At 52.8% G+C, this 20,036-nt stretch carries 19 protein-coding genes; 1 reads left to right on the top strand and 18 read right to left on the bottom strand.

From position 1 onward, the window contains the following. Positions 1 to 29: 29 nt before the first annotated feature. The 17 genes from rpsU to ndk all read right to left on the bottom strand — a co-directional run bounded on the left by rpsU (position 30) and on the right by ndk (position 16,266). Entirely contained in the window at positions 30 to 242 is a 213-nt protein-coding gene (gene rpsU / locus AC8GE9_RS17690; RefSeq protein WP_028817338.1) for a 30S ribosomal protein S21, read from the bottom strand. A gap of 66 nt (positions 243 to 308) precedes the next feature. Then, the gene (locus AC8GE9_RS17685) at positions 309 to 833 is read right to left on the bottom strand and encodes a phosphoribosyltransferase (protein WP_506678499.1); all 525 of its coding nucleotides are present in this window, start codon (positions 831 to 833) and stop codon (positions 309 to 311) included. Positions 834 to 847: 14 nt separating this feature from the next. Further along, positions 848 to 2,143, bottom strand: a complete 1,296-nt coding sequence (locus AC8GE9_RS17680; protein ID WP_506678498.1) for an adenylosuccinate synthase — start codon at positions 2,141 to 2,143, stop codon at positions 848 to 850. Between the two features lie 82 nt (positions 2,144 to 2,225). Then, the gene (locus tag AC8GE9_RS17675; RefSeq protein WP_506678497.1) at positions 2,226 to 3,389 is read right to left on the bottom strand and encodes an ATP phosphoribosyltransferase regulatory subunit; all 1,164 of its coding nucleotides are present in this window, start codon (positions 3,387 to 3,389) and stop codon (positions 2,226 to 2,228) included. Between the two features lie 222 nt (positions 3,390 to 3,611). Beyond that, the gene (gene hflC / locus AC8GE9_RS17670) at positions 3,612 to 4,487 is read right to left on the bottom strand and encodes a protease modulator HflC (RefSeq protein WP_506678496.1); all 876 of its coding nucleotides are present in this window, start codon (positions 4,485 to 4,487) and stop codon (positions 3,612 to 3,614) included. Positions 4,488 to 4,503: 16 nt separating this feature from the next. Then, the gene (gene hflK / locus AC8GE9_RS17665; RefSeq protein ID WP_506678495.1) at positions 4,504 to 5,784 is read right to left on the bottom strand and encodes an FtsH protease activity modulator HflK; all 1,281 of its coding nucleotides are present in this window, start codon (positions 5,782 to 5,784) and stop codon (positions 4,504 to 4,506) included. Then, a complete protein-coding gene (gene hflX / locus AC8GE9_RS17660) occupies positions 5,750 to 6,856 on the bottom strand; it encodes a GTPase HflX (RefSeq protein ID WP_506678494.1) in 1,107 nt (368 codons plus the stop codon). The genes hflK and hflX overlap by 35 nt, the downstream gene beginning before the upstream one ends. 18 nt (positions 6,857 to 6,874) lie before the next feature. After that, the gene (gene hfq / locus AC8GE9_RS17655; RefSeq protein ID WP_028817344.1) at positions 6,875 to 7,123 is read right to left on the bottom strand and encodes an RNA chaperone Hfq; all 249 of its coding nucleotides are present in this window, start codon (positions 7,121 to 7,123) and stop codon (positions 6,875 to 6,877) included. Between the two features lie 145 nt (positions 7,124 to 7,268). Beyond that, positions 7,269 to 8,342: a histidinol-phosphate transaminase gene (gene hisC / locus AC8GE9_RS17650; protein ID WP_506678493.1), complete on the bottom strand. Its 1,074-nt coding sequence runs from the start codon at positions 8,340 to 8,342 to the stop codon at positions 7,269 to 7,271. 6 nt (positions 8,343 to 8,348) lie between these two features. Next, the gene (gene der, locus AC8GE9_RS17645) at positions 8,349 to 9,749 is read right to left on the bottom strand and encodes a ribosome biogenesis GTPase Der (protein WP_506678492.1); all 1,401 of its coding nucleotides are present in this window, start codon (positions 9,747 to 9,749) and stop codon (positions 8,349 to 8,351) included. Positions 9,750 to 9,752: 3 nt separating this feature from the next. After that, the gene (gene bamB / locus AC8GE9_RS17640) at positions 9,753 to 10,907 is read right to left on the bottom strand and encodes an outer membrane protein assembly factor BamB (RefSeq protein ID WP_506678491.1); all 1,155 of its coding nucleotides are present in this window, start codon (positions 10,905 to 10,907) and stop codon (positions 9,753 to 9,755) included. Between the two features lie 2 nt (positions 10,908 to 10,909). Continuing rightward, the gene (locus tag AC8GE9_RS17635; RefSeq protein WP_506678490.1) at positions 10,910 to 11,542 is read right to left on the bottom strand and encodes a YfgM family protein; all 633 of its coding nucleotides are present in this window, start codon (positions 11,540 to 11,542) and stop codon (positions 10,910 to 10,912) included. A 2-nt stretch (positions 11,543 to 11,544) separates the two neighbouring features. After that, the gene (gene hisS / locus AC8GE9_RS17630; RefSeq protein ID WP_506678489.1) at positions 11,545 to 12,837 is read right to left on the bottom strand and encodes a histidine--tRNA ligase; all 1,293 of its coding nucleotides are present in this window, start codon (positions 12,835 to 12,837) and stop codon (positions 11,545 to 11,547) included. Next, positions 12,834 to 14,132: a flavodoxin-dependent (E)-4-hydroxy-3-methylbut-2-enyl-diphosphate synthase gene (gene ispG / locus AC8GE9_RS17625; RefSeq protein ID WP_506678488.1), complete on the bottom strand. Its 1,299-nt coding sequence runs from the start codon at positions 14,130 to 14,132 to the stop codon at positions 12,834 to 12,836. The genes hisS and ispG overlap by 4 nt, the downstream gene beginning before the upstream one ends. Then, positions 14,129 to 14,623 carry a helix-turn-helix domain-containing protein gene (locus AC8GE9_RS17620; protein WP_506678487.1) on the bottom strand — a complete coding sequence of 165 codons (495 nt, stop codon included), beginning with the start codon at positions 14,621 to 14,623 and terminating at the stop codon, positions 14,129 to 14,131. Before AC8GE9_RS17620 ends, ispG begins: the two co-directional genes overlap by 4 nt. Then, entirely contained in the window at positions 14,620 to 15,810 is a 1,191-nt protein-coding gene (rlmN, locus tag AC8GE9_RS17615; protein WP_506678486.1) for a dual-specificity RNA methyltransferase RlmN, read from the bottom strand. The genes AC8GE9_RS17620 and rlmN overlap by 4 nt, the downstream gene beginning before the upstream one ends. A 30-nt stretch (positions 15,811 to 15,840) precedes the next feature. Further along, positions 15,841 to 16,266 carry a nucleoside-diphosphate kinase gene (ndk, locus tag AC8GE9_RS17610; RefSeq protein ID WP_506678485.1) on the bottom strand — a complete coding sequence of 142 codons (426 nt, stop codon included), beginning with the start codon at positions 16,264 to 16,266 and terminating at the stop codon, positions 15,841 to 15,843. 156 nt (positions 16,267 to 16,422) lie between these two features. Here ndk and AC8GE9_RS17605 point away from each other — a divergent pair, with 156 nt between their 5' ends. After that, positions 16,423 to 19,296, top strand: a complete 2,874-nt coding sequence (locus AC8GE9_RS17605; protein ID WP_506678484.1) for a valine--tRNA ligase — start codon at positions 16,423 to 16,425, stop codon at positions 19,294 to 19,296. Here the strand turns inward: AC8GE9_RS17605 and trmD are convergent. Beyond that, a complete protein-coding gene (trmD, locus tag AC8GE9_RS17600; protein WP_506678510.1) occupies positions 19,283 to 20,032 on the bottom strand; it encodes a tRNA (guanosine(37)-N1)-methyltransferase TrmD in 750 nt (249 codons plus the stop codon). The two genes, AC8GE9_RS17605 and trmD, sit on opposite strands and share 14 nt — an antisense overlap. Positions 20,033 to 20,036 lie beyond the last annotated feature (4 nt).

The following is a 20,036-nucleotide window of genomic DNA, read 5'->3' as shown; positions in this document are numbered from 1 at the left end:
CGTGAACGGCGCAACATGTGCGCCGTGGATTAGTACATGCGCGGTGGCAATTGCTGGCTGCGAATGCGCTTGTAATGGCGCTTAACGGCGGCAGCCTGCTTACGCTTGCGCTCGGCAGTGGGTTTTTCATAGAACTCGCGGGCGCGCAACTCTGTCAACAGACCAGTTTTTTCGATTGTGCGCTTGAAGCGACGCAGTGCGGCTTCGAAGGGCTCGTTTTCTTTCAGACGAACGATAGGCATAGGATGCGTGACGTAAAAATAAAACAGTTAAACAACGAAATAGCCCTAGATCATAGCATAAATACGCTATTTTAGATGATCCTTAGCGGTTTTTTCTAGCAAATCTTGGGGTGACAGGCCGTCATAGATCTCAAAAGGCTGATGAATCCAAGGATTCGCAGTCAATTTTTCAACATAAAAATCAGGCTTGATGCTTGAGCACGTTTTGTACCAAATCACCGCGGTATTGACAGCCTCGATGCTGGGATAAGTCCTCAAAAGATGCTGACAAACGCCTTGGAGCGTGTTGCCGCTATCGACTAAATCATCGACCACCAACACGCGTCCTTTAAGGGTGCCTTGGGTCATACTGATGAACGGGGCAATTTCTAACTCACCCTGCGTATGACCCTGATTTTCGCGATAACTACTCGTCATCAAAATCGCAAGCGGTAAATCGAATACGCGCGAAAGAACATCACCCACCCTCAAACCACCCCTGGCTAAGCACAGGATCTGATCAAACTGCAAACCAGACTGATACACCAAGACAATCAAACGCTCTATCAGCTGATGGTAAGTTTCCCAGTCCACCCTGACATCTTGGGCCATCCCTTGCGCAGACATTAGGATTTAAATGGGTCGCGAAGCATGATTGTTTCGTTACGATCAGGCCCCGTTGACACCATGTCAATCGGAATGCCGCAAACCTCTGAAAGGCGCTGGAGATAGCGCTGAGCATTGGCAGGTAGCTTGTCAAAATCAGTGACACCCACGGTGGATTTTGTCCAGCCAGGCATTTCCTCGAGGATGGGTTTGGCACGCGCAACAGCCGCCGCGCCATAGGGGAGCACATCACAAGTTTTACCATCGAGCTCGTAGCCAACACCCATTTTGAGCACAGGCAGTCCGTCCAACACATCTAGCTTGGTGATGCAGAGACCAGAGATACCATTGAGGCGAACTGAGCGCTTGAGTGCCGCGCCATCAAACCAGCCACAACGACGAGGACGCCCCGTCACCGAACCAAACTCTTTGCCAACCGTGGCGAGTTGCAGGCCTGTTTCATCTAAAAGCTCAGTTGGAAAGGGTCCTGAACCCACGCGCGTCGCATATGCTTTAGTGATACCCAAGACGTAATTCAAGCTCTGGGGTCCAACACCCGCGCCCGCTGCGGCCGCACCGGCAACACAGTTGCTGCTCGTGACATAGGGATATGTCCCATGATCCACATCCAACAAGGCGCCTTGAGCACCTTCGAATAATAAGTTTTCCCCTGCCTGCTGCGCCATGTACAACAGGCTGCTCACATCGGCCACCATTGGCTCAACAGCTGGTGCAAGGGCCATCGCCTGATCCACGACCTCTTGAGCGGATATAGCCTGGGCACCCAGATACTTGGTCAACACAAAGTTATGCAGATCCAAGACCTCATCGACTTTGGCGCGGAAACCTTCTGGATCGAACAAATCTTGCACGCGTAACGCTCGACGGGCAACCTTGTCTTCGTAAGCAGGTCCAATGCCGCGACCCGTTGTGCCGATTTTGGCATCACCTCGGCGTGCCTCGCGCGCCTGGTCGAGCGCCACGTGATAAGGCAAAATCAAAGGACACGCCTCTGAGATTTTGAGCCGCGACCGAACGTCCAATCCTGCTGCCTCGAGTTCGGAAATTTCTTTGAGCAAAGCCTCGGGTGATAGCACCACACCGTTACCGATGTAGCATGTCACGCTTGGATGCATGATGCCAGAAGGAATCAGTCGCAAAATCGTTTTTTTGCCATTCACCCAAAGGGTATGGCCCGCATTATGCCCACCCTGAAACCGCACAACCCCGCGCGCGGATTCAGCGAGCCAATCAACGATCTTGCCCTTACCTTCGTCACCCCATTGGGTGCCAATCACTACGATGTTCTTGCTCATATTGGGTAATCAAACCAATCAGTTTCGGAATAAATATCTCCAAGCACGCAGAGGGCCAAAAAAGCCAACGACGCACCGAAGCCTAAAGAACCTGCTGAACCAACCAACGACCATCGCGCCACACAAGCTCACGATCAAAAACAAACTCATCGTGCGTGGCAGCCTCGCCTGGAAAAACCTGAACAACGATATTGCCGCTCTGACGCAAGTCCTGCATCGCCTCGCGCAGTCCAGACCCCTGCCCTGAAGGCGCACGAATAGCCGGTGCTGGCAACGCAGGCAATAAACCCGCTGCCAACTTACGTAGATCCAGACTAAATCCCGTCGCAGGTCGCGCACGCCCGAACGCCCTGCTGACATCGTCATAGCGTCCACCCTGCACAATCGCATCATGCCAGCCCTCGGCGTAGACAGAGAACGTGACACCAGTGTGATATCCATACGTGCCCACATCCGCCAAATCCACGCCCACTGAAACATCATCCAACGCTGCAAGCAAATGCTCAAGAGTATCCAGAGACTGCGTCACACCGGGAATAGGGGGCAAAGCCGCACGCGCACGGGCGATAACAGAGGCGTCTCCATAAAGCTGGGGCAAAGCGCACAGGGCTTGCACTGTAGATGCTAGAAGTGCCTCGGGCCCTTCTCCTAGCAAACGCAAGCCTGGCATGTCTTTTTCCCGCAGCAACGCCATAATTTCATCGGCACGGCGTTGAGCGCGCGGATCGCTTTCAAGCAAGCTCCGTACTAAGCCGGCATGGCACAAATCCAGACGTACTGCTTGAACACCCGCTAATCTCGTGCTTTCAAGTGCTAAGCGAATAATTTCGAGGTCGGCCTCAACGCCAGCATGGCCATAAATCTCAGCGCCGATTTGCAACAACTCACGGCTCGACAATAAGCCAGCAGGACGCGCATGCAACACGGGGCCGCAATAACAGAGACGCGTCACACCCGCACGATTGAGCAAGTGCGCGTCAATACGTGTCACCTGTGGGGTCATGTCAGCACGAATGCCTAGGGTGCGTCCAGACAATTGATCCACAAGCTTGCTGGTGCGCAAATTCAAGTCGCTTCCGGTTCCGGACAGCAACGAATCGATGTACTCGACCAATGGCGGGGCAACCAACTCGAATCCATACGTTCGGAATAAGTCGAGTAAGTGCCTGCGCAGGTCTTCTATACGGCGCGCCTCGGCTGGCAACATATCTGCCAAACTTTCTGGCAACAACCAATTGCCTTTCATGATCGCAGGAAAATAAAAAAGGGTTAAGTTCGATAAGAACTAAGCACGACAGCTCGGAATGTAAAAGGGCACAAAACGAACAGCCAAACAAAAAGCGGCTTGGGGCGTAAGCCCGGCAAGCCGCCAGAACAATCGATAAAGCTTACAGCACATTATACAGATTATCTGAGTAATGTAAGACTCTGAACGAGGGTGATTTCTCGCTCAGAATCCGTATATAAACTATCTTTTGCCCTGTGAGTTCTTGAGATATTTAAAGAACTCAGAACTTGGGTCGACCACAAGTACATCACCAGGCTTGCCAAAGGCAGCACGATATCCCTCTAAGCTCTTGTAAAAGCTATAGAAAGGCAAGTCAGCGCCATAAGCCTTAGCATACAAACCAGCTGCTTCGGCTTCACCCTCACCCATGATTGCCTCTGCGCGCCCATAGGCTTTAGCGAGAATTTGCTCTCGCTCACGATCTGCCTCGGCTCGAATGCGTTCGCCCTCCGCAGCGCCAATCGAGCGAAGCTCATTCGCAACACGAACGCGTTCGGACTCCATTCGACGATAGACCGACTCAGAAATTTCAGGGGCGAACTCGATGCGCTTGAGGCGTACATCAACGATTTCGACACCCAAGGGTTCGGCACGTTTTGCGACATTATTGAGTACTTCGGTCATGATGACATCGCGCTCAAGAGAGACGACGTCCTTAACCGTACGGATGTTGACCGAGGCATTGAGCGCATCTCTGATCTGGGCCTGCAAACGCTCTCGTGCCGCACGTTCGTTCCCACCAAAGGTCACGTAATACAACCGTGGGTCAACAATTCGCCACTTGACGAACGAATCGATCAACAGGTTCTTCTTTTCAGAAGTCTGGATGCGTTCGGCTTCTTGCAAATCAATCGTGAGCAAACGCTTATCCAAGGTCACCACATTTTGAAATGGAGGTGGTAGTTTGAAATACAAACCCGGCTCGGAGACGATTTTCTTGACTTCACCCAGCGCAAAAACCAGCGCATAGTCACGCTCGCGCACAATAAACACGGAGGAGGAAAGTACCACCGCGCCAATGAACAAGGCGATCAACAGGGGAAATAATCTTTTCATGATTTTGTCCTCTGTGTTATCGACTGCCGCGATCGCGCGTCAGTGTGTTGATGGGCCCTGGTGCAGCAGGCCGTGTCACCGGCGAAGGCTGCGTTAAGGGATTGGGAGCATTAGTCTGAAGAGGTGTGTTTGCCATGGGATTGATACGCTGAACGCCTTGAGCGGCTTGCTGCGTAATTTTGTCCAGTGGCAAATACAACATATTGTTCGAGCCAGAGGTATCGACCAGAATCTTGCTCGCGTTGGAATACATTTGTTGCATGGTCTCGAGATACATACGCTCGCGCAGCACTTCTGGAGCCTTTCGATACTCGCCAAGCACACTCGTGAAGCGAGCGACATCACCCACGGCATTGCCGACTACGCGGGCACGATAGCCTTCGGCTTGCTCAAGCATCCGGGAGGATTGACCCGCAGCGAGAGGTACGATTTGGTTGCGATAGGCTTGACCTTCGTTAATCTGGCGCTCACGATCCTGACCGGCTTTAACCGCATCATCAAAGGCGGCCTGAACAGGCTCTGGTGGCTGAACGTTTTGAATCGCCACGCTACTGACCTGAACACCGGTCTGGTAGCGGTCGAGGATCTGCTGCATTTGCTTTTGAACCTCGGCGGCCACCGCAGTACGGCCCTCATACAGGACAAAGTCCATTGAGCGCGTACCCACCACCTCTCTCATTGCAGACTGAGAAGCCTGGCGAACCGACTCGTCTGGATCCTTGGTCTTGAATAGATAGTTCGGTGCACCGTTCGCACGCAATCGGTACTGCACGACGAACTGAACATCCACGATATTTTCATCGTCTGTCAACATCAAGGACTCGGGCAAAACGCGATTGCGCGCATTTCCACGAAAACCAACCTCAAACGTACGCAACTGAGACAAATTGACCATCTCATGCGTTTGGATCGGGGCAGGTATTCTCCATTGGAAGCCAGCCTGTGCCGTGCTTTTGTATTTACCAAACTGAGTAATCACAGCCACCTGGCCTTCTTGGACAATAAAGAAACCACTTGCCAACCAAAGAACCACTGCTGCAGCAACGATCACGCCGAGTCCGATTTTCGACTGACGTGGTGTAGGACCGCCCGCACTGAGGGGGCCGCCATTTTTACCACCACCTCGTTTGCCACCAAACAAGCCACCGAGACGATTATTGAAATCACGCCAGACCTGATCTAAATCAGGTGGACCGTTTCCTTGGGGTGGACGACGAGGCGGCTCGTTGCCACCACCGCCCTGACCACGACCCCAGCCGGGATCATTCAGGTTGAATATTTTCGTAAGAGATCGCATTGTTTTCCGAGGTAGTAGCAAACTGACTAATAGCATCACGCAAACCGCTCAAGCCAGAGCGCTTTTGAGCACTTAAAAAAACTCGACAAATCGTACCATGTTCATCCAGTTCAACACGAGATTCCAGTCCAGCAAGGTCGGTTTTGTTGTAGACCAGAATGCAGGGAATATCTACCGCACCAATATCTAATAAAACTTTGTTGACCTCTGCGATTTGCTCGTCACGCTGAGGACTCGCTGCATCCACAACATGTAGCAGCAAATCCGCTTGTGTGGCTTCTTCGAGCGTGGCGCGAAAAGCAGCAATCAGCGTCGGCGGCAAGTCTCGGATAAAACCCACAGTATCTGAAAGGGTAATCTGCCCTGCCCCTTCGATCCACAAGCGACGTGTCGTCGTGTCGAGTGTCGCAAAAAGCTGATCCGCGGCATACGCACCGGCGCGGGTCATCGCATTAAACAGGGTTGATTTTCCGGCGTTTGTATAGCCCACAAGCGACACTGACAGCGTGGCGCCGCGCGCGCGCGCTCGGCGTTGAGTCGAACGCTGGCGTTGGGCGCGCTCCAAGCGCTCCCGCAACAGCTTGACCTTGGCGCCAATCATTCGGCGATCCATCTCAAGCTGTGACTCGCCAGGCCCACGCATACCGATCCCGCCTCTTTGTCGCTCTAGGTGAGACCAAAGACGGGTCAGGCGTGTGGAAAGATGCTGTAACTGAGCAAGTTCAACCTGTAACTTACCCTCGTGACTTTTGGCACGTAGCGCGAAGATGTCCAGAATCAACGCCACGCGATCGACCACTCTCAAGTTGAATTGCCGCTCGAGATTTCGCTGCTGCGCAGGCGATAAGGGCTGATCAAAAAGCACCACCTCTGCCTCGGATGCCTCAGCAAGAAGCACCCCCTCCTCGACCTTGCCTGAACCAATAAAATAGGCTGCGTCAGGGCGTTGACGACGCGCGGTCAGCGTCGCCACCAAAATAGCCCCAGCACCCTTGGCTAATAGCGCAAACTCTTCGGCATGCGCGACATGGTCAGGGGACCCGAGATCAACACTGATGATCAACGCACGCATGCGTCAATCTCAGTCCGATTATTCAGCCTCTGCTTCAGCGGAGGCATCAACTGGCAAGCTGACGGCGCGCGCGGGCACAACCGTGGAAATCGCATGTTTATAGACCATCTGTGTCACAGTGTTGCGTAGCAACACGACATATTGGTCAAAGGACTCGACCTGGCCTTGAAGTTTGATCCCATTGACCAGATAAATAGACACTGGAATATGCTCCTTACGCAGTGCGTTCAGGAAGGGATCTTGCAAAGTTTGCCCTTTATTGCTCATTGGCAGGCTCCATATGTTGTTGTTGACGAACCCACACCGTGAAAAATTTGCTGCGATGCGACGCCAATGACCATACTGTACAGGGTTTCCCCTCGGTGCGCTAGCAAATGAAACTTATAGTTACAAATTGCTCAGCTCCGAAGGCTTAACGCAAAATTGCTCGACAGGCATCGAGCAGTTTTTCACACTCTTGCTCCGTACCAATCGTAATGCGCAAATACTGATTAATTCTTGGTGCTTTAAAGTGTCGAATAATGATGTTTTTGTCACGCAACGCTGCGGCTAAGGCGGCCCCATCTTTAGCAGGGTGTTTAGCAAAAATGAAATTCGCAGCAGAAGGCAAAACCTCGAATCCGAGCTTTTCCAAGCCAGAGGTCAACGCGGAACGAGACCTCACAACAGCATCGCGTGTTTGCTCAAAGTGCGCTTGGTCCTCGATCGCTGCGGTCGCCCCGGCAATCGCCAGCCGATCCAGTGGATAAGAGTTGAAGCAATTCTTAACACGGTCTAAACCCTGAATCAGATCAGGGTGGCCAATGGCATAGCCCACGCGGAGCCCTGCGAGAGAGTGAGACTTGGAAAGCGTATGAACAACCAGTAAATTTGGGTATTTTTTGATCAAACTGACCGCTGTTTCAGCGCCAAAGTCGACATAAGCCTCATCAACAACCACGACGACCTCTTGATTGGCAGACACGATTCGCTCGACCTCACCCAAGGCGTGTACCGCACCGGTTGGCGCATTTGGATTTGGAAAAATAATCCCTCCCACCCGACCCACAGGAGCGCCAGGCAGGTAGTCCTCAACACGAATTTTTAACTGCTCATCTAAAGCAACAGTTTTATATTGAATCTCGTAAAGACCGCAGTAAACAGGGTAAAAGCTATAGGTAATGTCTGGAAATACGACCGGATGCTCATGCTTTAGAAGTGCATGAAACACATGTGCAAGAACCTCATCAGATCCATTGCCTACAAATATTTGATCCTCCATCAACCCATAACGGCGCGCAATCGCCCGTCTTAGATCCAGTGATGTCGGATCAGGGTACAAACGCAAACTATCGTTGGCGTTTGCCCGAATCGCCTCAATCACCTTGGGTGAAGGTCCATAAGGATGCTCATTGGTGTTGAGCTTAATCAAATTTTGAACGAGAGGCTGCTCACCCGGGACATAGGGATCGAGCTTAGCAACCAGACTATTCCAATAACGGCTCATAACAAATCAATGATCAACGAAAGGGTTATAAGAAGATTTGAATTCAATACGCAAAGGCGTCCCCGCCAACTCGAACGCATCTCGGAATCTGTTTTCAAGATAACGCCGATAAGAATCGGAAATCGCATCCAAAGCGTTACCATGAACAATAATCAAGGGAGGATTTTGTCCTCCTTGATGAGCGTAGCGCATTTTGGGCCTGAAAATACCCTTGCGCGGTGGGGGTTGTTGCTCGACGGCAGCCTGTAACTCACGCGTTAGACGCGGTGTCGACAACTTCATAAATGCTGCGGCATGTGCCGCATTGACAGACTTCAATACGGTATTAATCCCCTGGCCCCGCAAGGCAGAAATCGTATGAACGCGCGCAAAAGATAAGAAACGGAGCTTTCTGTCAAACTCACGCTGAATCTTTTCGCGCTGCTCCTCGTCAAGGCCATCCCATTTATTGATCGCCACCACGAGCGCACGACCCGTTTCAAGAATAAAACCGGCGATATGTGCGTCTTGCTCAGAAACCTCGTGTTGCGCATCGATCATCAACAACACCACGTTGCAAGCTTCGATCGCTTGCAATGTCTTGATGACAGAGAATTTTTCAATGGCTTCAAACACCTTGCCACGTTTGCGCAAGCCCGCCGTATCAATCAGTGTGTATTGTTTACCACCGCGATCAAACTCGATCTCAATTGCATCACGGGTTGTGCCAGGCATGTCAAAAGCAATCACACGCTCTTCGCCTAACAGGGTGTTGATCAACGTAGACTTTCCAACGTTTGGTCGTCCAACGATAGCCAGCTTGATGCGGTGTTTGATCTCAGGCTCAACCGCTTCGCTCTGAGTCTTTAAGGCAGCTTCTGTCGGCTCGGCATCGTCCGCATCGAATTCAGGCGCCTCAAGCACAGGCTCACCAAGGCCCTCTAAGGCGTGCTCGATCAAGTCGGCAATGCCGTCGCCATGTGCCGCCGAAATCGCAACTGGCAAACCAAGTCCCAGCTCATGAAACTCAGCGACAGCGCTGCCGTGTTGCATGCCCTCAGCCTTATTGACGCATAAAACGACGCGCTGCCCGAGCTTTCTCAGCAGTCGAGAAATATCATGATCATGCGCGTTGAGGCCCGAACGTGCGTCAACCATAAAAATCACAACATCGGCTTCAGCAATCGCCTGCTTGGTTTGGCGCGCCATTTGATGAAGGATGCCCGTTTTGGCTACAGGTTCAAAGCCTCCGGTATCCACAACAATAAAGGGCGTATCACCAACGCGGCCCTCACCATAGTGCCGATCCCGGGTCAGGCCAGAAAAATCAGCGACCAAGGCAGAGCGCGACCGCGTCAGACGATTAAAGAGTGTGGATTTGCCTACATTCGGGCGCCCCACTAGAACAACGACAGGTTTAACAGACACGAGTTATTTCAACGCCAACATTACGAGCGCACCGTCACCCGTTTGAACAAGCACGCCCTGAGGCGTGGCCAATAATGGAGAGTGAATGGCGCCCCCTCCGACTACGGTTCGGGCAAGCATACGTCCATCATCTTGTGCCAGAAAATGCACGTTACCCTCGAAATCCCCAAGCGCCAGCGCGACACCCACCGCGGCCGGGCTCGTCAGTTTGCGATGGCTGAGAGCGTCTTGCGTCCAGACCGCGTCACCGTTTTTCAAGCTCAACGCAGTCACTACATCCGTTTGACTCGGGGCATATACATGACGGTTATCGAGGGCCAAACCTGCAAGAGAGGAAAAGTCCTTAAACCAAGCCGGACGACCTCCCGCCGCAATATCAAAACAAACGACGCGCCCCTGATAGGACACTGCGCACATCACTTTCCCCAATACGACGGGTGCGCCTACGACATCAATCACGCGCTCGAGATCGGTCGATCCCTTCGGGACCGCGACCGTGCCTTCCCATTGCACATCTCCCGACACCGCATTAATACCGAGCAACTTTCCTCCAGGTATTGCCGTCACAACCAACCCTTCAAGCATCACCATGCGTGCAGGCGCACGCAAAGCAAGCGCGGGGCCGGGTCGCTGAACACTCCAAATTCGATCGCCTGTTTCAGCGTTAAAAGCCTGCACGCGATAGTCGCCACTGCGCACGACGACGACGCCATAACCAACAATAGGCGGCACAGAAACATCACTCGTGGCCTGAGCACGCCACTTCACCTGCCCCGACTCATCGAGAGCAACCACAGCGCCTTCTCGTGTCGCGACGGCAGTGATTTTGCCATCACTACCAACCCCTGCAGAAAGCTTTTTGTCGACAGTTGCTCTCCAGACAACGCTACCCGTTTGAAGATCAACCTTGATGACAGCTCCATCAGGCGTCGCCGCATAAGCTGAACTCTCAACGATTGTCGGTGCAAAGCCCAGACCGGAGCCACTGCCGATCTGCGTTTTCCATGCCATCTGTGCAGACAATCCAGGCAAGAACGACGTCAGCGGAGTCGGCTTGTTGCGGTCATCCGCACCAAACAGGCCACAACTCGCCAGCGACAAAGACAGAGCTAAAACTGCTGCTGCTCGAATCAGACGTTCTGCAAAGAAAGTGTGCATCCTCAACCTCCTAACGCATCAAGTTTGAGCTTCACGATTGGCGTCAACGGATCAGTCGCGCCAAGAGACTCGATCGCCTGATTCCAGGCTTTTCGGGCATCCGCTGACTTGCCTTGCGCCGCAAGCACATCACCGCGACGATCAGCGAACAAGCCTTCAAAAGAAGGTGGCGCATCCTTGAGTTGTGACAAGGCTTGATCGTATTCTTTTTGATCAAGAAATAATGCTGACAATCGCAGTCGTGCCACAGGGACCAACGCCGCGTGCTTTGTTTGAGCAAGCCATTCAAGCTGAGCCCGTGCGCCAGGAACATCTTTGCGCAAAACGAGCGCAGAGGCCGCGACAAGCGCACCACGAGCGGCATAATCGGTCGCGGCATAATCACTACGAAGCGTCTTCATGGCCGCATTGATTCGAGCAACCGACTCCTCACCTTGAGAGCGCCCTGCTTCTTCGAGCGCCTCAAAATAGCCTCTTGCCTGCGACGCTTGATGACCCTCGTACCACTGCCATCCACGCCAACCACCGACAATCGCCGTTGCAATAATCAATAGTGTCAATATCCAGGTGCCGTACTTGTTCCACCAGGCTTTAAGCTGGTCTAGTTGTTCTTGCTCGTCGGGATCGTAAGCCATGCCTAATTAACCTTATCTTTCAGAAACGCCACTAAATTTTCTAGCGGCACGTGTTGCTGCGCGAACGCATCAGACTGACCTTCGAGCCGCAACATTTTGACGGAGGCCGCGCCAGATGCAAGTTCATCGCCCCCAAGAATAACCGCAATCTGGGCACCACTCGCATCTGCCCGCTTGAACTGCGACTTAAAACTACCAGAACCTGCATGAACAAGGGTAGAAATACCTGCGTCACGCAAGCTCTCGGCCAACAGTGCTGCCCGACGTTGGGCTGCTTCGCCTTGATGTACAAAATAGATCGTGCACTCAGGATTTGGGGACTCGGGCTGGTACTGACCCCACAAATCCATCAGCCGCTCCATGCCAATCGCAAACCCCACCGCAGGTGCAGACTTTCCACCCAACAGTTCAATCAGACCATCGTAGCGACCCCCACCACAAACCGTCGCTTGAGCTCCCAGCTTATCGGTGACAAATTCGAATACTGTCAAATTGTAGTAGTCCAAGCCCCTGACCATCCTCGGATTTAGACGGTAACTCACTCCTGCATCGTCCAGGCGTTCGCAAACCCCTGCAAAGTGGGCACGGGAAACCTCACCTAAAAAGTCAAACAATTTAGGTGCGGCGTCAGCCATCGCCTGCATCGCAGGATTTTTAGTATCCAACACACGCAACGGATTGGAATGCATGCGGCGCAAGCCATCCTCATCAAGTACGTCCTTATGCGCCTCGAGATGGGTAATCAAGGCTTGACGATGTGCGGCACGCTCTTGCCCCTGCCCAAGCGAATTAAGCTCAAGCTGTACATCCTTGATACCCAATACTTTCCAAAGTCGCGCCACCATGATGATGAGCTCAGCATCGATATCAGGCCCCGCCAGACCGAGTGCTTCGACATCGATTTGATGAAACTGTCGGTAGCGCCCACGCTGCGGGCGTTCATGACGAAAAACCGGTCCCATCGCATAAACGCGCTGAGGACGGTCGTACAACAAATTGTGTTCGATCGCTGCACGCACCATGCCAGCCGTAAACTCGGGTCGCATCGTTAATGACTCACCATTTAATGAGTCCGTGAAGCTATACATTTCCTTTTCAACAATGTCAGTGACCTCGCCAATTCCACGCGTGAACAGTCGCGTATGCTCAAGAATTGGTGTGCGCATATTGCGATAGCCATAGTTAGACAACCAACGACGCACCAGCTCTTCGAGCTGCTCCCAGCGTGCGCCTGAACCTGGCAATGCATCGTTCATACCGCGTATCGCGGTGACTTTGGAAAATGCTTGTGTCATAAATGAAGTGATCTCGCGTGATCGCCATAACGGCGAGCGACGTAATCCTGAACAATCTTTTGAAACTCTTCGGCGATATGATCACCTTTGAGGGTAACAGTACGCTCACCATCGACAAAAACGGGGGCTGAAGGCACCTCTCCCGTGCCGGGCAAACTGATACCGATGTCAGCATGGCGACTTTCGCCGGGGCCGTTCACCACACACCCCATCACGGCGACATTCATCGACTCAACACCGGGGTATTGCGTTTTCCATGCTGGCATTTGTTCGCGTAAAAATGTCTGAATCTGATCTGCTAGCTCTTGAAAAACAGTGCTGCTCGTGCGCCCGCAACCCGGACAAGCCACGACCATCGGCGTAAAAGCCCTCAAACCCATTGTCTGAAGTATTTCCTGTCCAACAATCACCTCGCGCGTACGATCGCCACCAGGCTCCGGTGTCAAAGAAATTCGGATCGTGTCACCAATCCCCTCTTGAAGCAGAACGCTTAGGGCCGCGGTCGAGGCAACGATGCCTTTGCTACCCATACCAGCCTCGGTCAAACCAAGGTGTAAGGGATAATCACAGCGCGCCGCGAGGTCGCGGTAAACCGCGATCAAGTCTTGCACGTGACTGACCTTGCAAGAGAGAATAATGGCATCTCCAGACAATCCTAGCTCTTGAGCGCGTTCAGCGTTACTTATGGCAGACACCACCAAGGCATCGCGCATCACGGCGCGTCCATCACGCGGCTGGGCAAGTTTGACGTTATCGTCCATCATGCGCGCCAAGAGCTCATGATCCAAACTACCCCAGTTCACACCAATACGCACTGGTTTTTGGTATCGACAAGCCACCTCAATCATCTGGGCAAAATTATCATCACGTTTTTTGCCCCCACCCATATTTCCGGGGTTGATACGGTATTTTGACAAAGCTTGCGCGCAGTCAGGATATTGAGTCAGGAGTTTATGACCGTTGTAATGAAAATCTCCGGCCAAGGGCACCGAAATACCCATACGATCGAGCTGTTCTCGAATCGCAATCACCTCTCGTGCAGCCTCAGGCGTGTTAACGGTGATCCGCACAATTTCCGAGCCTGAGAGTGCGAGCTCTTTGACTTGAATCGCAGTGGCAATAGCGTCCGCCGTGTCGGTATTGGTCATGGACTGCACCACCACAGGCGCACCACCACCGATCAATACCTTTTGACTTCCCCAGGCCACCACGGCTTGCCTTGTAGGATGGCGTGGCAAAGGACCGATCTTTTCATCGATCAAGGACGAACCTAAAGGGGTGGATGCCTGACTCATTTAAACAAGGCCTCGATCCAATCTGGTACCAAAGCAGCAGGTAACAAGCCTTGCCATATCGCGACACCGAAGACCGCCAACACAATAAGAATAATCAATACAACCCAAGCCCATGCGCCAGAGTGCGGCACATTTTCAACATGGTGCGCGCCCAAGGTATGGATCGAGGTGTGGTTAGCAAGACCGCCTTGGACGCTCCCGATCCGTGAATGAAGAGAGGCCTCCAGAGGTTTGGAGTCAATGCCAAGCAGCTTTGCGTAACTCCTGACCATGCTTCGAAGCGCCAAACCCTGGGGCAATGAATCAAAACTTTCGGATTCCAAGGCCTCAATATGTCGGGCAGAAAACTTGAGTCGAACGGCAACATCCTCGGTAGAAAATCCCTTGGAAATCCTCAACGCACGCAAAGAGCCCGCAGAGGTAATCAGCTCTTTCGGAGCCGGGGCAGACTCTGTCCGCAAAGGAGTGCTCAAATCAAGCTGCTCACTCATACATGCGTCTCCTTGATGGGGATCATTTTTCTTGCGGCCATCTTTTCGCTTAAGTTTGTGCGGTCCTTGACCTCGCCCGCAAGCTGACCGCAAGCCGCATCAATATCGTCGCCGCGTGTTTTTCGGACCGTTGTCACGATCCCCGCATCCATGAGGTGTTGCGCAAAAATCCTAATGCGCGAAGCCGAGGAGCGCTGAAGACCCGACGCAGGGAAAGGATTGAAAGGAATCAAATTGAGTTTGCAATTGATCCGACGTGCGATATCGATCAACTGTTTGGCATGCTGATCGCTGTCATTGACGCCATCAAGCATCACATATTCAAAAGTAATAAAGTCCCTGGGTGCAAACTCCAGATAACGCTCGCACGCGGCAAGGAGCTCATTGATTGGATATTTTTTATTGAGGGGAACCAACTCATCACGCAGCGCATCATTCGGAGCATGCAAAGAAACTGCGAGCGCGACCGGACAATCCCGGGACAGGCGGTCCATCATGGGTACAACCCCTGAGGTCGACACCGTCACGCGCCTGCGCGATAAACCGTAGGCATTGTCATCTAGCATCATGCGCAAGGCGGCGAGGACGGGCTCGTAGTTGAGCAAAGGCTCGCCCATGCCCATCATGACAACGTTGCTAATCAGACGCGTGTCGCTTGTCACGCCCGAGCTCAGCGTCGAACCATGCTCAACGTTAGAGGATTTTAGGGACGTCGGTATGCGGGCAGAGTCCAGATCTTGCATCAACTCGTGCCTCGCCCACCAAAGCTGCCCAATAATCTCAGCCGCAGTGAGGTTGCGATTAAAGCCCTGATGTCCGGTCGAACAAAATCTGCAGGCGACATTGCAGCCTGCTTGACTCGATATGCACAGTGTTCCGCGATCATCTTCGGGAATGAAGACCGATTCGATCGCATTGCCCTGCCCCACATCGAACAACCACTTTCGCGTGCCATCAGCAGAGCGGTGCTGGGTTAAAACCTTGGGCGCTTGAACGACGCATGATTGAGCGAGTTGCGCACGAAAATCGCGCGCAAGATCGGTCATATCGTCGAATTGGCTCGTCCCTCTCTTATGCACCCACTTTTGCAATTGCCGGGCACGAAACGGCTTGCCCCCCCACTGACCCACTAACTGGGTCAGTGCCGGAGCGTCGAGCCCAAGCAAGTTGATCGGTTCAGGATGCATACGCGATGTGCCACGAGCCAAACAACCGAATTAACGGCTGTGGATGTTAATTTCAGGGAAAAAGAAGGCAATCTCTGCCTTCGCTGTTTCAGGCGCATCTGAGCCGTGAACAGCGTTCGCGTCAATGCTGTCAGCGAAGTCAGCACGGATTGTGCCTTTTTCTGCTTTCTTGGGATCTGTGGCACCCATCAGATCGCGGTTTGTCTGAATCGCGTTGTTACCCTCGAGGGCTTGAACGAAAACAGGACCGGAAATCATGAAGTCCACCAGGTCCTTGAAAAAAGGACGGGCACTGTGAACAGCGTAAAAACGCTCAGCGTCGGCACGTGACAAATGCATCATGCGTGCAGCGATCACTTTTAAGCCAGCGCCTTCAAAGCGGGCAATAATCTGACCGATGACATTTTTTGCCACGGCATCAGGCTTGATAATCGAGAGGGTACGTTCGACTGACATGTAAAACTCCAATAAATCTCAATAAAAACAGGGACTTTGCTTGTGCTAACCCTAGCCTGTGATTCTAGCACGCCACATCTGCCCGCAACACCCTAAAATAGCGAGTTATTCGCCCTACGGCGACGCCTTGCGACCTCACTTTTACCGGATATTTTGATGAATCAGCCCAACACCACCCCAGACAGCGAACTTTCTAAAAGTTTTGAACCTGCCACAATCGAGGCACGCTGGTATCAGGAGTGGGAGAAACGGGGCTACTTCGCTGCAGGCCAGCACACCCAAGGCGGCCCCGGCGCTGGCATCCCCTATGCCATCCAGTTTCCCCCGCCAAATGTGACAGGAACCCTGCACATGGGCCACGCTTTTAACCAGACCATCATGGATGGTTTAATTCGCTATCACCGCATGCTCGGTCATGACACGGTCTTTGTTCCAGGCACCGATCACGCGGGCATTGCGACCCAGATCGTGGTCGAGCGCCAACTCGATGCCCAAAAGTCCTCGCGCCATGACCTCGGTCGCGAAAAATTCATTGAAAAGGTCTGGGAGTGGAAAGAGTTATCCGGAAATACCATCACGAGTCAGGTGCGTCGCTTAGGCGCTTCCGCCGACTGGCCTCGTGAGTATTTCACGATGGACAAGCAAATGTCAGCCGGGGTGGTTGAAACATTTGTCCGGCTCTTTAAACAGGGTCTCATTTATCGCGGAAAACGCCTCGTCAACTGGGATCCCAAGCTACTGACTGCCGTTTCAGACCTTGAGGTGCTGTCCGTTGAGACCGATGGTCACCTCTGGCATATCACCTACCCCTTCGTCGATGGCCCTCAAACCATAACGCATGAGGATGGCACCCAAGAAAGTATTCGAGGGATGACAATTGCCACTACCCGTCCCGAAACGATGCTGGCCGACGGTGCGTTGTGCGTTCATCCCGAGGATGCCCGCTACCAACACCTGGTTGGCAAATTAGTCGATCTCCCCCTTTGCGATCGCCAGATTCCTATTATTGCGGACGATTTTGTAGATCCAGCCTTCGGCACAGGTTGCGTCAAAATCACGGGTGCGCATGACTTTAACGACTATGCCTGTGCAATGCGTCACAACCTCCCCTTAATTGTGATTTTCACCCTTGACGCAAAAATCAATGACCAAGGGCCAGCACAGTTTTATGGCCTCGACCGTTATGAGGCTCGCAAGGCCGTCGTCGCCGAACTCGACACACGAGGGTTCTTAGTCAAAGTCGACGCCCACAAAATGATGCAGCCCAGGGGTGACCGCACTGGCGAGGTGCTCGAACCCATGCTCACCGATCAATGGTTCGTGGCCATGAGTAAACCTGCACCCGCAAACACACTGCACCCGGGCAAGAGTATTACCGAAGTCGCTCTGGAGGTTGTGGCAAAAGGAGAGGTTGAGTTCTTTCCCAACAACTGGACAACCACCTACAACCAATGGCTGGAAAATATCCAGGATTGGTGCATTTCCCGTCAGTTGTGGTGGGGCCATCAAATTCCAGCTTGGTATGCACCCGACGGTCAAGTGTTCGTGGCGCATGACGAACAGGATGCACTGAAACAAGCTCAAGCCGCCGGAGTCCAAGGACCCTTAGTACGCGATCCGGACGTGCTTGATACATGGTTCTCCTCTGCGCTGGTCCCATTCACCACAATGGGCTGGCCTGAAAAAACTCCTGATTACGAACGGTACTTGCCTTCCAGCGTTCTAGTCACAGGTTTTGACATCATCTTTTTTTGGGTTGCCCGCATGGTGATGATGACCACGCACCTGACCGGTCAAGTCCCGTTTAAGCACGTGTATGTTCATGGCCTGATCCGCGACGCGGAAGGTCAGAAAATGAGCAAATCAAAAGGGAACACTCTCGACCCAGTGGATCTCATTGACGGTGTTGATCTGGAAACCTTGGTTAAAAAACGTACCTTTGGCCTGATGAATCCCAAGCAAGCCGGCACCATCGAGAAAGCGACGCGACGTCAGTTTCCGGAGGGCATCCCCGCGTTTGGGAGCGACGCCCTGCGCTTTACGATGTCGGCATACGCGACACTTGGTCGCAATATCAATTTTGATCTTAAACGCTGCGAGGGCTATAGAAACTTTTGCAATAAGCTATGGAACGCGACACGCTTTGTGTTGATGAATACCGAGGGCCAAGACATGGCAGCGGTCGACGCGAGCGCGCAAAGCTTCGTCGACAAATGGATCATTACCCAGCTTCAACAACTCGAGCTCGATGTCGCAAAAGGATTCGCCGACTATCGTTTTGATAATATCGCCAATGCGCTTTATCACTTTGTGTGGGACGAATATTGCGATTGGTATTTAGAGCTCGCCAAAGTCCAGATTCAACATGGTAAGGCTGAGCAACAACGCGCGACGCGTCGTACGCTGATCCGGGTTTTAGAAGCGATCCTTCGACTGATGCACCCCATCATGCCATTCATCACTGAAGAGCTTTGGCAGAAAGTGTCCATTGTGGCTGGCAAGCGCTCGGCGCTGGAGACTTCGAGCATTTCCATACAAGCTTTTCCTCAGGCTGATGTTCACGCCATGGATGCGCAAGCATGCGCACAAGTTGATTTACTCAAGGGTCAAATCGAGGCTGTGCGCGCCCTTCGAGGCGAAATGAATCTTTCACCCGCCGCGCGCGTGCCTTTAATCGCCGAAGGTCCCCAAGAAATGTTGCTTCAGCACGCACCCTATCTTGCGTCGCTGGCCAAGCTTTCTGGCGTGGATGTCATGTCAACCTTACCCGACGATGGCGCGCCCGTTCAGGTGGTTGGACAAACACGCTTAATGCTCAAGGTTGAGATCGACGTCGCGTCAGAAAAAGTACGCTTAGATAAAGAAATCGCTAGACTCGAAGGCGAGATCAACAAAGCCCAAGTCAAACTTTCTAACGAGTCGTTTGTTGCACGCGCACCCGCCGCAGTCGTCGAACAAGAGCAACAACGTGTCGCACAGTTTGGCGAGACGCTTGCTCAGGTCAAAGGGCAGCGCGCTAGATTAGACTGAGCAAAAACTTTTCGTCCGCCTTGGTAAGCAAGCCTAGTTTTCGCGCTTGCTCAAGTAAATCAGGGCGATTTTTAGCAGTGAGGCAGAGAGATTGCTCTCGACGCCATCGCGCGATGTTGGCGTGGTTTCCAGACAGCAAAACGGGCGGGACGGGCTGATCCCACAAAACCTCGGGACGGGTGAAATGTGGGCTGTCTAGCAAACCTGAAATGGATGGCTGAAAAGAATCCTGCAGCGAAGAGTCTCCGTGATGAAGTGCGCCAGGCATGAGTCTGACGGCAGCATCGATCATGGCAAGCGCTGCGATCTCTCCGCCAGATAAGACAAAATCGCCCAATGACCATTGCTCGTCGACACACTCGTCGATGAATCTTTGATCCACGCCCTCGTAGCGACCGCAAACAAAGATGGCGCCAGCAGATTTTGCAAGTTGAGCTGCTTGAGCCTGACCAAAGCGCTTACCAACGGGTGACAACAAGATCACTGGGGAAACACTTTCGCGTCGATCAGAATGAATGGCAAGCAGCGTTTGCTTGAGCGGTTCGGCCATCATCACCATGCCAGGACCACCGCCATAAGGACGATCGTCAACGGTACGATGCACATCATTCGTAAAGTCGCGAGGACTCCAAGCATGCAGTGCCCAAATGCTTTGGTTGTGCGCGCGTCCCGTCACGCCCAAGTCACGCACCACACCAAACATTTCCGGAAACAAGGTGATGACGTCGATGCGCATCATG

Origin of the sequence: Zwartia lucis (assembly GCF_965234455.1) — a bacterium.
Classification (GTDB): Bacteria; Pseudomonadota; Gammaproteobacteria; order Burkholderiales; family Burkholderiaceae_B; genus Zwartia; species Zwartia lucis.
This window is presented reverse-complemented; position numbering and strand designations above follow the sequence as displayed.